This window comes from Photobacterium sp. GJ3 (genome assembly GCF_018199995.1).
GTDB lineage: Bacteria > Pseudomonadota > Gammaproteobacteria > Enterobacterales > Vibrionaceae > Photobacterium.
Genome location: NZ_CP073579.1, coordinates 1,386,554 through 1,401,061 on the forward strand (window position 1 = coordinate 1,386,554; position 14,508 = coordinate 1,401,061).

The following is a 14,508-nucleotide window of genomic DNA, read 5'->3' on the forward strand; positions in this document are numbered from 1 at the left end:
AAATGTCTGGAAATAGTAATCTGCAGCGCTGCACGCGCTGCCGGATGACTCTTGAAATTGTTTTTTTAATCAAAGGATGCTGACTATGTGGCAACTTTCCGATCTGGCTCCCCTGCTGTCTGAGCATGACGGCTGGCAAGTCGAATTACAGGGTCAGGCACTGCTGATCCGCAATGAAGACAACATTGAAGCCTTTCTGGCGGTTTCAGGCGAACAGATTCTGGTTGAAGTCGTGTTGTTCGATGCCGCTCAGGTCAAAGATACCGATGCACTGAACCGCGAAGTTCTGCGTACACACAAGCTGTTCCCGCTGTCGACCATTGGCCTGAACACAATCAATGACAATGATTACTACATTGCCTTTGGTTCTCTGTCGTCTCAGTCCAAAGCTGAAAGTGTTGTCATTGAAGTCGCGACGCTATTCCGTAACGTTGAAGCCTTTATCGATCTGTATCAGGACCACTTCAAGGAGCAAACAGCATGAGTGTGTGGAAAAAACTGTTCACCGCAGTCCGTGGCGGTGCAAACGAAGCCGCTGAAGCCGTCGTCGACAGCCAGGCCCTGCGTATCCTTGATCAGGAAATTCGTGAAGCGAAGGAAGAGCTTCGCCGTTCAGACGAAGCGCTGGTTAAAATTGTCGCCAAGCGCAAAATGTCCCAGCAAAAAGTCGAAAGCTTTAATCTGGGGATTACCGAGTATGAAGCCTATGCCCGCAATGCGATGGACAAAGGTCAGCAGGATCTGGCGCTGGAGTGCGCTCAGAAAGTGGCAAACCTGCGGAACGAGCAGCAAACCGAACAAACGTACCTCGATCAATTCAACACGTCTGAACAGAGCCTGCGTGGCAACATCGCACAGGCGAAAGACAAACTGCGTCAGCTGGAACAACAGGTTGATGTGGTGAAAGCAACAGAAGCCGTGCAAAAAGCACAGTCTGCCGTTTCAGCCAGCCACGTCGGTGCAAACACCAAGATGCACACGGCAGCTTCGTCGTTGGAGCGCATCAAACAGCGTCAGGCCGAAAAAGCGGCACAATTGGAAGCCTCTGCTGAAATGGCGGAGGAACAGTCCGGTTCTGCGCTGGAGAAAAAACTTGCTGATGCTGGCATCAAAAGCGGTGGCCAAGCCTCTGCTGAAGATGAACTGGCACGTATTCTCGGTCGCTAAGCAGGCGCCATGCCTCTGAAGGATTGAGGAGAAAGGCATGACAATCTGGTTGTGGGTCCGTCGCTGGGCCCATCAACAATTCAATCAGCTCAATGGCCGCAACCTGCTCATGACCCTGGTGATCTATGTCGGGTTAAGCTGGATACTTCTTGAATTGGCGGGTGAGCAAGATCTGACTCACTCAGCAAGCCGCTTCATTTATTACCTCGTGGTGACTGCCTCGACTGTCGGTTACGGTGATTTTTCACCGCAGACCATCGCCGGTCAATGGGTCGTTTCCCTGTTCGTAATTCCGGGCGGTCTGGGATTATTCGCCATTGGGATTGGCCGTCTGGCCACCGTGTTTATCAGTTACTGGAAAAGCAGCCTGCTTGGCAAACGGAGAATCAACGTGGAGAACCACATTCTGGTACTCGGCTGGAATCACCAGCGAACCCTGCATCTGATCAAAATGCTGCAACATGAAGAGCGAACCCGTCGACACATTGTGCTGTGTGTTCGTCCTGAAATGGAAAATCCACTGCCGGGCGAAATCGACTTTGTGCGTGTGGTCAGTTTTACCGACACAGCAAGCATGGACAGAGCCGGGATCGGCAGCGCCAGTTGCATCATCATTGATAACGAAGAAGACGACGTGACTCTGGCTGCAGCATTGTACTGTGCCAGCCGGAATCCGCAGGCACACCTGCTGGCTTATTTTCATGATGAAACGCTGAGTGACCTGCTGAAAAGCCACTGTCCGAATGCCGAATGTATTCCGTCTGTGGCCGTGGAAATGCTGGCCAAAGCTGCAGTTGACCCGGGCTCAAGCGGTTTACACCACGAACTGCTGAGTACCCATCATGGCATGACTCAGTACGCAGTACGTTTTCCTGCCAACGGTGTGAGCACGCCGATCAGCCAGTTGTTCACCCTGTTTAAAGCTGAGCATGATGCCACATTAATCGGTATCGACCGGGGCGATGGGATTGAGCTCAATCCGGCGCTGGATCTGGAAGTCACGCCGGGTACCAATATCTTCTATATCGCGGATGAGCGGATAGACCAATTCAACTGGCCTGACTGAGCCAGCGAGGAGCATTGATGTTTGACTGGTTTAAAAAACGCAATCAGCCGCAGGATACGGGTCCGAAAGCTCCGGAAATCCTCGGTCTGAGACTGGGTGGAGCGTTTGAGCTGGATGATCTGAAGCTGCGTCTGACCGAACCCTCGCTGATCATCGAAGGGGCCGCGCGAACGCATCTGATTCAGGCGGTCGGAGAAGTCCAGCTGGATGAGCAGACTCGTCTGATTCGGTACTACACCGACGACGACGGCTTTGTTCAGGTCCTGGCCCATGGCGAGTCTGATGCCGATGTCAGTGAGGTGAAACTGTTCTATTTCTACGACAGTAAACCCATTGACACCGACAGTGAGTGGCAACATCAGCTGGATCATCAGATCGTCAAAAGTCAGTGGACTCTGGAAGAATTCAGCTTCGATAAACTCTGGGATAACAGCCGCCCGGTTGCGATGACGGAAACCACCTGGCTGCAAAATGGTTCCACCAACAGAACGGATCAGTTTGTCATGCTTTACGAGCGGGAAGCAGCACCGTCCACGACCGAAGTACTGCTGGTTGCCGCCGAAGAAAAGATTTTCAATAACCGGGCCGAACGAAGCCTGGTCTTGAGCACCGGATTTGATCTCAGCCCAACCGATTTTAAACTCATCGGCTGAATCAGATAACACAAAAACTATTATTTTTTAGGGATTTACATGGAATTACTAACACAATCACTCGCAGGGTTAGGCTCATTTGCAATCTATTTTTCGATTTCGATTCTGTTTCTGATGCTGTTCAAAATCATTTTCGTTCGGGTCACCCCTTACGATGAATGGAAATTGGTGAAAGAAGAGAAAAATACAGCAGCAGCGATCACGCTGTCCGGTTCAATCGTGGGTTACTCGCTGGCGGTTGCAGGTGCTGCCAGCAACTCTGTGAATTTTGTGGATTTCGCTATCTGGGGCGTCGTGGCGTTACTGGCACAGATGCTGGCTTATGTCATTGTACGTATTGGTTTCATGCCTAAAATTGCCGAGCGCATTGAAGCTGGCGAGATCCCTGCGGGTCTGCTGATGGCTGCAACTTCGGTATCCGTTGGCCTGCTGAACGCAGCCTGCATGACCTACTGAGGGGAAGTGCGATGAAACGGACCAAAGAAGTCAATCTACCTGGCATGCGAAAGCAATGGCGCTCTTTTGCTGTTGCACCGGTCACCGCAGCAATTTCAGCAGGATTGCTGGCTGGGTGTAGTGAAACGAAAGAAGACGCGCGGCTTTACCATACCCTCAACGACTGTAAAAGTGATAACCCCGGCTACGCCACACAATGTGAAATGGCCTATGAAGATGCATTGAAAGAGGCTGCCCGCACCGCACCCAAATTCTCAACCCGCCGTGACTGTACGGAAGAATTTGGTATGAACAGCTGTGTGGAAGCGCCGAACAACAACTGGTTTATGCCAGCCATGGCTGGTTTTATGTTTGCCCGTCTGATTGATAACCAGCGTGGCTATTACAGCCAGCCCATGTTCAGTTCTTCGTATCCGAGCAGCCGCTATTATGGCCGCTGGATGACAGCCGACGGTTACGATTACGGTTCATATCGCTATAAGAAAGCGAAAGTGCTCATCGGCAAAGAGCAGATGAAACCCAAACCAACCGTGACCCGTACCATTTCCCGGGGTGGATTTGGCTCCAGTGCAGCAGCTAAATCCAGTTGGAGCAGTTCTTCCAGCTCCAGCCGAAGCTGGGGTGGCTAATCCAAACCCGGTTGCCATGACAAAAAGAGCGCTGAATGCGCTCTTTTTATTTCATTTCTGGCAATTGAAGCATTAGTACGTCGCGTATCCCTGCGCTTCAGGTGTCGGCGCTTTCGCGTAATCTTCTTCACCCACACTGTAACAAAGATAGTAAATCGCGCCCTGCTCTCCTGCCTCCGTATCTCCCATCCCGGAAAGGACAACCACCTGAGCCCCCAGATCCTTCAACGTACTATACTGACTCTCGTCGATCGTGAGTGCCCCCAGATCGATGTCTTTCTTGATTGGGTCTCTGTCACGGATTTTGATTGTGACTGGCCCACGGTCCAGCGGAAATCGATAGTCATAGGATTCACTTTCAACAAAAGCGAACTGGTCTTCGAAAGGCACTCAATCTGAAAACCCGCACCAGGCAGGCTCTCGCGCACAAATTCCTTAAAAGAATAACTATTGCTATCTTTTTGCCTGAATCGCATGAACAGCAAACAAAAAGTGACCATAAACCGAAAATAGTTTATGTGTCTCATTGCAATTCAACAATTGACCTAAACTCTATGGCGGATCGCATTTCATCAGGGAAAATTTCGCAAACGCACAAGCTCAGCTCAATACGGATTCAAATTCTTTGTGATGAGGAGGCCCATTCATCAGCAGATCGGATCAGGCATTGGTATGCAAAAATCTCGTCGATCCTGCGCAAAAACTTACAGCTCAAAACAATCGGGCTCAAATTTATTCCACCATCTCAGAAATGTTGATAGATGTTTAAAAACAACCAATTACCGTGATGTTGACTCATTTTCACAAAAATTTTAACCAGATCACACTTTGAACACTAATCAATTTATTGTTAATATCTTGCCGGTTTCGTGCAGGTAGAAAATGTTGAAACTCTGCCTGACAAAAGGTCAAGCTGCATAATTTTGCTTCATAAGCAGTCAACGATGCCGTCCGATTCATTGATCTGCATCAATTTTTGCTTTGACCAGCGCCATTACGATAGCGCCCCCTTAATCGGACATATTGCACCGTAAAGTTTGAAGGATTTATGGAATTTAAGTCAGATTTAAATAAACCGGTATTTTTTACCTCAGCAATTTTTATTGCTGTCTTGTCATTCATTGGCGTCGTGTGGCCACAAGCCATGGAAGCCTATTTCAAAAACATTCAAAGCTGGGTCATTACGCAAGCAAGCTGGATTTACATTCTGGCGGTTGCAATTTTTCTGATCTTCCTCATTCTCGTGATGTTCAGCCGCTTGGGTGATATCAAGTTGGGTCCGGATCACTCCGAACCGGACTACACCTATACTTCCTGGCTGGCCATGCTGTTCTCCGCAGGGATGGGCATTGGCCTGATGTTCTTTGGTGTCGCTGAGCCCGTGATGCACTTTACGTCACCGCCGGTGGGCGATCCACAAAGTGTCGAAGCGGCCCGGGAAGCGATGAAAATCACTTTCTTCCACTGGGGTTTGCATGCCTGGGGCATTTACGCGCTGGTTGCACTGGCCATGGCTTACTTTGCCTATCGTCATAAGCTGCCTTTACTGCCGCGTTCAGCACTGTACCCGCTGATTGGTGACAAGATCTACGGCCCGATTGGCCATGTGATCGATATCTTTGCCGTGATTGGTACGCTGTTCGGTGTCGCCACCTCACTCGGTTTTGGTGTGGTTCAGGTGAATGCAGGTTTCAACTATCTGTTTGACCTGCCACAAACCACGGGCGTGCAGGTTGGATTGATTGCTGCCATTACCCTGATTGCAACCGCTTCGGTCGTGATGGGTCTGGACGGGGGCATCAAGCGCCTGTCGAACATCAACATGTTTCTGGCGGTATTGCTGCTGGCCGTCGTGATTATTGCCGGCCCGACCGCATTGATCATGAAGTCTTTTGTTCAGAACACAGGCTCTTACCTGAGTGACATCGTGAACAAAACGTTCAACCTGTACGCCTACGAGCCCAAAGAAGACTGGATCGGCGGCTGGACGCTGCTGTACTGGGGCTGGTGGGTTTCCTGGTCACCCTTTGTCGGAATGTTCATTGCCCGTATTTCACGCGGCCGGACCATCCGTGAATTCCTGGTGGGTGTATTGCTGATCCCATCTTTGTTCGGTTTCCTGTGGTTCACTGCGTTCGGTAACACCGCGATTGACGCCATCATGAACCATGGCGCAGCCTATCTGAGCCAGGCGGTGAGCGAAAATGTGCCGGTTGCGTTGTTTAAGTTCTTCGAACATATGCCCATGTCATCCGTCTTGTCCGTCATTGGTGTGGCACTGGTCATCACTTTCTTTGTCAGCTCTTCAGACTCCGGCTCTCTGGTCATTGATACCCTGACATCGGGTGGTGCGGCTGAGCCACCAGTCTGGCAGCGTGTCTTCTGGGCCGTCATTGAAGGGATTGTGGCTGCAGCATTGCTGGCAGCTGGCGGCTTGTCTGCCTTGCAGACAATGACCATCGCCAGTGCGTTCCCAATCATGATTCTGATGCTGCTGTTCTGCTACTGTCTGTTCAAAGCCCTGCGCAATGACTACATGCTGCAAAACAGTATTCAGAACCACAATACGACGCTGCAGTACACACAAACCAGTGTGAGCTGGAAAACCCGAATTTCTGCTTTGGTGAGTCATCCAAAACAGGAAGAAGCTGAAAAGTTCATCAAAACAACCGCCATTCCAGCGCTGGAAACTTTGATGAATGAAATGGAAGCACAGGGACTGGCAGCGAAACTGCAGGTTCTGGATGATGAGTCCCGGGTTCGCCTGGTGGTTGAGAAAGAAGACGTTGAAGATTTTGCCTACGGCATTCGTCTGCGTCACTTCGCCCTGCCAGCTTACGCGAATGAATCTTACGATGACTACTATCGCGCGGAAGTTTTCCTGCTTCAGGGCGGCCAGCAATATGATGTGATGGGTTACACCAAAGACCAGATTATTGCGGATGCTGTGAGCCAGTATGAACGCCACATGCACTTCCTGCATCTGGCCACCTCGGAAAACATTCAGGAAGAGCCTGTCCTGTCTTAAGGCCACCAGACTGCAGTAACTGCATAAGCCAGCTTCATTACGAAGCTGGCTTTTTTATACCGGATAAGATCCTAGCCTCATGACAGCGATACACAAAGCACTGAACATTCATCATTTCGCCTTCTGAAGCAAAATAATTGCCTCGCCCTTGATTGTCGTCAATAAAACATCACTCTCCAGATCCCTGGAGATGTTCAAATGACATCATCTTGCTAGCATTGACATCCAGAACCACTTCCCTGGTGTGATGATGTCGTTGAATCTTGATCAAGCGCTGCTGAATATTGCATTAAATCTCAGTTCCAATCGTTCCCATGAACAACAGTATCAAACCATCATTGATACAATTGAAAAAGTATTCCCTTCTGATGCCTGTTGTCTGTTTATCTTTGATGAAGAGGGTTTCCTGACGCCTGTGGCAGTGAGAGGCTTATCCGCTTCTGTCTTAGGAAGACGATATTTCCCGAAAGCGCACCCAAGGCTCCACGCGATGATTCAGAGCCATCAGCCTGTTCGTTTTGATGCTGATTGCCCGCTACCGGATCCTTTCGACGGTACTTTACTCACAGCAGATCAGTGTATCGACGTTCATGATTGCATGGGATTCAGCTTATATGTCGAAGATCAGCTGATAGGCGTACTAACGATGGATGCACTCTCAGTGGGGGCCTTTGACAAAATAGATCCTGTTGCCATCAAAACTTTCGCAGCATTAACCGCCGCAACACTGCGTAATATCTCCCAGCTGAAAGCATTGAAAGCACAGAACCAAAAGCAGAAAAATGTCACTCAGACACTGATCCGGCAAGCACGCTCTCAGCACGGGGAAATCATAGGCCTCAGCCAGCCAATCAAACAGCTGCGCAGCAATATCGCCACGGTGGCTCAATCAGATTATGCCGTCTTGATCACAGGAGAAACCGGAACAGGCAAAGAGTTGGTTGCTCATTCAGTTCATGCACAATCACATCGCAGCGACAAACCAATGATTTATGTGAACTGTGCTGCACTGCCAGAAGGCCTGGCGGAAAGTGAGCTGTTTGGTCACGTCAAAGGTGCTTTTACCGGCGCAAACTGTCATCGGACGGGTAAGTTTGAACTGGCCGATGGGGGCACAATTTTCTTGGATGAAGTCGGTGAGTTACCCTTAATTTTACAGGCAAAACTACTGCGGGTTATCCAGCAAGGCGAGTTACAGCGGGTCGGCAGTGACCAACACTTGATCGTAAATGTTCGCATCATAGCTGCGACCAACCGACAGCTTGAAAAAGAGGTGGAAGATGGTACCTTCCGGGCAGACTTGTTTCATCGTTTGAATGTATTTCCCATCCACGTCCCGCCACTACGCACCCGAGACGGCGATATTCCTGTGCTAGCCGGATATTTACTGGAAAAAGTGCGTCAACAGTTCAATACACCCAACCTCCATGTTCACCCCAAGGTACTGGCACAATTTGAATTTTTGCCCTGGTATGGCAACGTTCGTGAGTTAGAACACACACTCACACGGGCTGCTTTATACGCTATCCAGCAAGGTTCAGGCACCATCATGCTCAATCACTTTGATGCAACTCTTACCTTGAACGATGTCAAAATCACATCACATCATCTACCGACCACAAGCCAACCGATGCGTGAACTGGTTGAGGACTATCAGAAGGATCTGATTGAGCACGCATTAAACAAAACGAACCGTGTCTGGGCAAAAGCTGCCGAGTTTTTACAGATGGATCGGGGAAACCTCTATCGTATGGGTAGAAAACTTGGAATTACTCGATAGTAACCGAGCCAGCTTCGATGTCATTCAGACATCGAAGCTGTTGTGATTATCACAACATCTAACTTTCAAAAACCAACAAAAAAGCTATAAAATCAATATATTATGATATGGCACACATCGTGCAGTCTGGTGAGATGCAAAACCAAATCTGGTTAAAATCACTGGAGAACCCAATATGTTCTGTATTCAATGCGAGCAGACACTTCAAACCCCTGCGATCAAAGGCTGTTCATTTGCAAAAGGGATGTGCGGTAAAACGGCCGAAGTCTCTGATCTGCAAGATGTACTGGTCTACACACTGCAAGGCGTTTCTTTTTGGGCAACAAAAGCGCTCGAATTTGGCATCATGGATCATGAAATCAATCAATGGGCACCCAAAGCATTCTTCTCGACACTGACCAACGTTAACTTCGACCCGGCTCGTATTCTGGAACTGACATCCCAAGCCGAATCCTACAAATTACGCCTGAAAACAAAAGTCACCGCGGCAGCGGCATTGGCCAACCAGCCCATTTCTGAACTGCCTGCCGTCGCAACCTTCGAGCTACCGCAAACAGCCGAAGACATCGTTGCATTCGCGCCTCAGGTTGCGGTTAACCGCGGTAAAGATAAGCTGCATGAAGATGTCATCGGTCTTCGCCTGTTATGTCTGTATGGCCTGAAAGGCGCTGCCGCTTACATGGAGCACGCCCGCGTCCTTGAGCAGACCAGCAATGACATTTACGCCGAATATCATGACATCATGGCCTGGCTGGGCACGGATCCAGACGACTTGAATGCTCTACTGGAGTGTTCCATGCGTATTGGCCTCATGAACTACAAAGTTATGGAGATGCTTGACCGCGGCGAGACATCCGCGTTCGGGCACCCGGAGCCAAGCACTGTGAACGTCAAACCCGTCAAAGGAAAATGCATTCTGGTCTCCGGTCATGACTTACATGACCTTGAAAAAATTCTGCAGCAAACCGAAGGCAAAGGCATCAAGGTATACACTAATGGTGAGATGCTCCCCGCGCACGGCTATCCGGAGCTGAAAAAATACGCCCATCTGGTTGGTAACTACGGCAGCGCCTGGCAGAACCAGCAGAAAGAGTTCGCCAACTTCCCCGGCGCGATTGTGATGACTTCAAACTGCCTGCTCAATCCCAATCTGGGCCAGTATGCAGACCGTCTTTTCACACGCAGTATCGTGGGCTGGCCAGGCGTCGCCCACATTGAAGGGGATGACTTCAGTCAGGTGATTGAATGCGCACTGGCTCTGCCGGGCTTTCAGCATGATGAAATCGAGCATCATATTACCGTGGGTTTTGGTCGCAATGCGTTGATGAATGCTGCACCGGCTGTGATCGATCAAGTCAAACAAGGCAACATCAGACATTTCTTCCTCGTGGGTGGCTGTGACGGCGACAAAACGGAACGCAGTTATTACACCGATTTCACAGCAGAAGCACCGGAAGACACCCTGATCCTGACGCTGGCCTGCGGCAAGTTCCGTTTCAACAAAAACACCTTCGGTGAAATCAACGGCATTCCCCGTTTATTGGATGTTGGCCAGTGCAACGATGCCTACTCAGCAATCCAGCTCGCCTTGGCTCTGGCAAGTGAATTCGACTGCGGGATCAATGATCTGCCGCTGACTCTGGTGCTTTCGTGGTTTGAGCAAAAGGCAATTGTTGTCCTGTTAACACTATTCGCACTCGGTGTGAAAGGTATTTATACCGGCCCGACCGCACCTGCATTTCTGACGCCGAACCTGATTGCAATGCTGCAAGAGAAATTTGATATGCGCAGCATTGGCAATGTTCAGGAAGATCTGAAAACAATTCTGGCCGCGTAATACAAGTCGACTTCAATAAGCCCCAACTCAGGGGCTTTATCAACCACAACCAAGAGATGATTATGTTTTTTGAATGGCAAGCGAATCAGGCTGTAACACTCCGCTGTGTTGGCAAATATGCGGAAACTCAAGATGCTGTCACTATCAGGCTGTCTGAACTCAGTGAGTCACTGCTATTTCAATTCAAACCGGGACAGTTTGTTAATCTGGGCGTCGAAATTGCGGGAAAAATGGCGTTTCGGGCTTATTCAATCAGCTCTGCTGTCGAAGATGAACACCTTCAATTCACCATTAAGCGTGTGGCAGGGGGCAAGGTCTCTAACTACATTATCGATTCCTTATTACCGGGAGACACAGTTCAGGCCCTGCCTCCAGCGGGTGACTTTAACTGTATCGATCATCCGCCACAAACAATCAACGGACACGCAAAAGCACTGCTCATCAGTGCTGGCTGCGGAGTGACTCCTGTCTTCTCCATGGCAACATCCTGGTTAAATAACCGGGAGAATGTGGATATCGCATTTCTGCATATTGCCCGTAGCCCGGAAGAAACCATTTATTTTGATCAGCTGGAAACGCTGGATGCCATCTATCCAAACTTTCATCTTGAGCTCTTGCTCAAAAACAATCAGGGCACCTCTCATCCACAAGGTCGCCTGAACGCGGACTGGATAACTCAACTTGTACCGGATTTTAAAGAACGTACTATCTATTTATGTGGCCCGGATCAATTCATGCTTGATACTCAGCAATATTTAAAACAACTTGATTTCAATATGAATCAGTTTCATCAGGAGAGCTTTACCCCGACACCCCGGGAAGATGTTCAACTGTCTGATGAACATGTAATGGTGACTGTGCCAGACTTTTCTCAAAGTATTCAGGCGAACAAAGGACAGGTTCTGGCAGATGTTCTGGAAGATGCGGGTTTGCCGCTGATCGTGGCATGTCGAAGCGGCATTTGCGGCTCATGTAAATGTAAGGTGCGAGCAGGCAGTGTGTCGTCCACCAGCCAGGAAACGCTCACACCTGAAGAAATAGAGCAAGGTTATGTACTGGCCTGTTCTTCAACCATTCAATCAGATTTAGAGGTAAACATTGGCTGAAAGCGTTCAGCCAACTAAAATCTGTTCACTTGCTGTAGGCACCGCTGGCGTAGTGCAGTTCATAGCTGTGGCTGTAAATTTCCAGAATGTTCCCGAACGGGTCTTCCATGTAAATCATCCGGTATGGCTTCTCGCCCGGATAATAATAGCGAGGTGCTTTCATCCGTTTTTTTCCGCCTGCAGCCACGATCCGCTCTGCCAGTTCCTCGACATTCGGATCTTGCACACAGAAGTGGAATACGCCGGTTTTCCAGTATTCAAAGTTGTCTTCCGGCTGTTGCTGGTTCTCGAACTGGAACAGCTCTACACCAATCCGATCCCCCGTAGAGAGGTGCGCAATCCGAAAACGACGCCAGCCTGCGCCAAACACATCCGTACACATTTCACCAATCGCACTGTCATCTTCCACGATTTCAGTTGGTGGCATGATCAGATACCAACCGAGCACTTCGGTATAGAACTTCACAGCCGCTTCCAGATCGGGCACTGAAATCCCGATATGGGAAAATGTTCTTGGATAAGGCGTCTGTATTTCTGTCTTCATGATGAACCCTCTTTTTGTTCAGGGCTCCACTTTAATTCGCTAAAATGAGCATTAAAAATTATCATTTATTCTCATTACCATTACATAATGTTATCCATGAAACTCAACAGACAATGGCTTCATACGTTTTCGACACTGGTCGATGTCGGTCAGTTTACTGAAACCGCTGCCCGGCTCCACATGACACAGCCTGGGGTCAGCCAGCATATCCGCAAACTGGAAGCGCAATTGGGTCAACCACTGCTGACACGTATCGGGAAAAAATTTGAGTTAACCCGTGCAGGCACTGTGCTTTACCAGCATTGTCAGTCACTGATGGCCCAGGAACAGCATTTGGCTTCCGCATTGTTACTGGACAATCCTGAAACCGGACCATGTCGCTTTGCGATGTCCGGGACGCTGGCGAATCAGCTCTATCCCCTATTTCTTCAACGACAACTGGCCCATCCGGGGCTGACCATTGCTGTTGAATCCGCGCCGGATCAACGTGTCCTTCACTTGCTGGAACAAGATGAAGTCGAATTAGGCATCATGACGGAACCGCCGGCTCAGGCTCGTTTTGAATCAGAACGCATCGGTGAAGAAACGCTGTGTCTTGTATTTTCGGCATCTGTACCGAAAGAAACGCTGTCGGAGACGTTACTCAGCGAAACTGGTTTCATCGATCACCCCAATGCCCGCCGCAATCTTGATAGCGTCCTGCCTGATCTGCCTTTTCCTATACAACCCGAAACATTACCGGTGCACGGCTATATCAATCAGCTCAGCCAGATTCTGTTACCGGTTTCTCTCGGACTGGGATTTACTGTCTTGCCTGAGCGCACGATTCAGGAATCTCCTTACAATCAACAACTGCGAATCCTGCACCGCTGTGTGAACGTCCGCGAATCACTCTACCTTGTTCGTAAACGTCATCGGGAACTGCCGTCCCGTTATGTCTGGTTCATGGATTGTATCCGGCAGGCGATGCAGTTGGGTTAATCGGAAACGCACAAATCCGGAATTCACACTTACACAACAAAGCGCATATTCGCACCTATACTCCAACCAAAGATAATGCTCATCGACAGGACGTACAATCTCGGCAGGAGGCACTCCTATGCAGCAATCCAACACCATACACGCTCTGACACAGCTGACCTTTTTATTCATCCTGTTTTTCTGCAGTTCGCAAGCGCAGGGGACGACGGTCCCATTACCCGCGTTGAACGCCAGGGCCGATCAAACCTCAATATCCGGCCTCTCGTCCGGTGGGTTCATGGCAGCTCAGTTCCACGTTGCATATTCTGAATCCCTGATGGGCGTTGGCATTGTCGCCGGGGGACCCTGGAATTGCGCCGGGAATAATCCATTTGTCAATCCGCTGGTCAATGCCACGACAACCTGTATGAATCCCTGCGCAAATACCTTGGGTGTCTGCCCCTCAACCCTGTTTCCCAACAGCGGTTATCTTTCTGAACTAGCGAGAGTGACCGCCAGAAACGGTCGGATTGACAATCCGGACAACCTGAAAGACGACCAAATTTATCTGTTCTCCGGGCGTCTGGATGAAACCGTCGTCACCGGCGTCGTTGATACCGCGACAACGTTTTATCGGAAGCTGGATGTGCCGGATGCACAAATCCATTACGACAAAAGCTTAGATGCCGGCCACGCATTTATTACCGATGATCCAGCTGATACCGCCTGTGATATCACCCAGTCACCTTATATCAATCACTGCGAACACCACCAGGCACAACGTATCCTCGAACATATCTACGGCCCATTGAAACCAGAAGCGAACAGCCTGAGCGGGGAGTTGCTGGCTTTTGATCAGGGTGAATTTTTCAGCTCGTCGCTCTCCAGTATGGATGACACGGCTTATGTGTATATTCCCAAAGGCTGCCGCAGCGAATCCTGCAAAATTCACGTTGCCGTGCATGGCTGCCGTCAGGGGATATCCGTTATCGGCACCACTTTTGTGACAGAAACCGGTTATCTTGAAATTGCAGACACCAACAACATCATCGTGCTGTTTCCGCAGGTGAAGAAGTCCGAATTTGTACCTTACAACCCGCGGGGTTGCTGGGATTTTTGGGGCTATGGCAGCATGGGGCAACCGCCCTTCAACTACCACACCAAAGATGCCCCGCAAATGCAGGCCATTCAGCGCATGATTTCACGCTTAACCCGTGCTGCAATTTAATGGCCCATGGCCGCCCCCGGAATCATAATTCGATCCTGAACAGGGTTGGGTATT

General features: G+C 49.7%; 14 protein-coding genes. 12 read left to right on the top strand and 2 right to left on the bottom strand.

The features are described from left to right. Positions 1–85: 85 nt before the first annotated feature. Genes KDD30_RS22995 through KDD30_RS23020 form a run of 6 tightly spaced genes read left to right on the top strand, consistent with a single transcriptional unit; the run spans position 86 to position 3,971 of the window. Positions 86–484 carry a DUF2170 family protein gene (locus KDD30_RS22995; RefSeq protein WP_249199377.1) on the top strand — a complete coding sequence of 133 codons (399 nt, stop codon included), beginning with the start codon at positions 86–88 and terminating at the stop codon, positions 482–484. Then, positions 481–1,167 (top strand): PspA/IM30 family protein, encoded by a 687-nt coding sequence (locus KDD30_RS23000; protein WP_211650888.1) that lies wholly within the window; start codon positions 481–483, stop codon positions 1,165–1,167. The genes KDD30_RS22995 and KDD30_RS23000 overlap by 4 nt, the downstream gene beginning before the upstream one ends. A gap of 37 nt (positions 1,168–1,204) precedes the next feature. Next, positions 1,205–2,233: a potassium channel family protein gene (locus KDD30_RS23005; protein WP_211650889.1), complete on the top strand. Its 1,029-nt coding sequence runs from the start codon at positions 1,205–1,207 to the stop codon at positions 2,231–2,233. 17 nt (positions 2,234–2,250) lie between these two features. After that, positions 2,251–2,886 carry a YjfK family protein gene (locus KDD30_RS23010; protein ID WP_211650890.1) on the top strand — a complete coding sequence of 212 codons (636 nt, stop codon included), beginning with the start codon at positions 2,251–2,253 and terminating at the stop codon, positions 2,884–2,886. Positions 2,887–2,925: 39 nt separating this feature from the next. After that, a complete protein-coding gene (locus KDD30_RS23015) occupies positions 2,926–3,342 on the top strand; it encodes a DUF350 domain-containing protein (protein ID WP_211650891.1) in 417 nt (138 codons plus the stop codon). An 11-nt stretch (positions 3,343–3,353) separates the two neighbouring features. Then, positions 3,354–3,971, top strand: a complete 618-nt coding sequence (locus KDD30_RS23020; protein WP_211650892.1) for a DUF1190 family protein — start codon at positions 3,354–3,356, stop codon at positions 3,969–3,971. Between the two features lie 72 nt (positions 3,972–4,043). Here the strand turns inward: KDD30_RS23020 and KDD30_RS23025 are convergent, their stop codons facing one another. Beyond that, positions 4,044–4,361, bottom strand: coding sequence for a hypothetical protein (locus KDD30_RS23025; protein WP_211650893.1), 318 nt, complete (start codon positions 4,359–4,361; stop codon positions 4,044–4,046). Between the two features lie 658 nt (positions 4,362–5,019). Between KDD30_RS23025 and KDD30_RS23030 the strand changes: the two genes are divergently transcribed. From KDD30_RS23030 to KDD30_RS23045, 4 genes are all read left to right on the top strand, one after another. Then, positions 5,020–6,999 (top strand): BCCT family transporter, encoded by a 1,980-nt coding sequence (locus KDD30_RS23030; protein ID WP_211650894.1) that lies wholly within the window; start codon positions 5,020–5,022, stop codon positions 6,997–6,999. A gap of 250 nt (positions 7,000–7,249) precedes the next feature. Continuing rightward, complete coding sequence (gene norR / locus KDD30_RS23035) at positions 7,250–8,779, top strand: nitric oxide reductase transcriptional regulator NorR (protein WP_211650895.1); 1,530 nt, start codon at positions 7,250–7,252, stop codon at positions 8,777–8,779. Between the two features lie 175 nt (positions 8,780–8,954). Further along, positions 8,955–10,616, top strand: a complete 1,662-nt coding sequence (gene hcp, locus KDD30_RS23040; protein ID WP_211650896.1) for a hydroxylamine reductase — start codon at positions 8,955–8,957, stop codon at positions 10,614–10,616. Positions 10,617–10,678: 62 nt separating this feature from the next. Beyond that, complete coding sequence (locus KDD30_RS23045) at positions 10,679–11,722, top strand: hybrid-cluster NAD(P)-dependent oxidoreductase (RefSeq protein WP_211650897.1); 1,044 nt, start codon at positions 10,679–10,681, stop codon at positions 11,720–11,722. Between the two features lie 25 nt (positions 11,723–11,747). Here KDD30_RS23045 and KDD30_RS23050 read toward each other — a convergent pair whose 3' ends face one another. Beyond that, positions 11,748–12,266: a lactoylglutathione lyase family protein gene (locus KDD30_RS23050; RefSeq protein WP_211650898.1), complete on the bottom strand. Its 519-nt coding sequence runs from the start codon at positions 12,264–12,266 to the stop codon at positions 11,748–11,750. Positions 12,267–12,362: 96 nt separating this feature from the next. Between KDD30_RS23050 and KDD30_RS23055 the strand changes: the two genes are divergently transcribed. Together KDD30_RS23055 and KDD30_RS23060 are read left to right on the top strand one after the other, a co-directional pair. Further along, positions 12,363–13,247 (top strand): LysR family transcriptional regulator, encoded by an 885-nt coding sequence (locus tag KDD30_RS23055; protein WP_211650899.1) that lies wholly within the window; start codon positions 12,363–12,365, stop codon positions 13,245–13,247. Between the two features lie 118 nt (positions 13,248–13,365). Then, complete coding sequence (locus tag KDD30_RS23060) at positions 13,366–14,454, top strand: poly(3-hydroxybutyrate) depolymerase (protein ID WP_249199378.1); 1,089 nt, start codon at positions 13,366–13,368, stop codon at positions 14,452–14,454. The last annotated feature ends 54 nt before the right edge of the window (positions 14,455–14,508 follow it).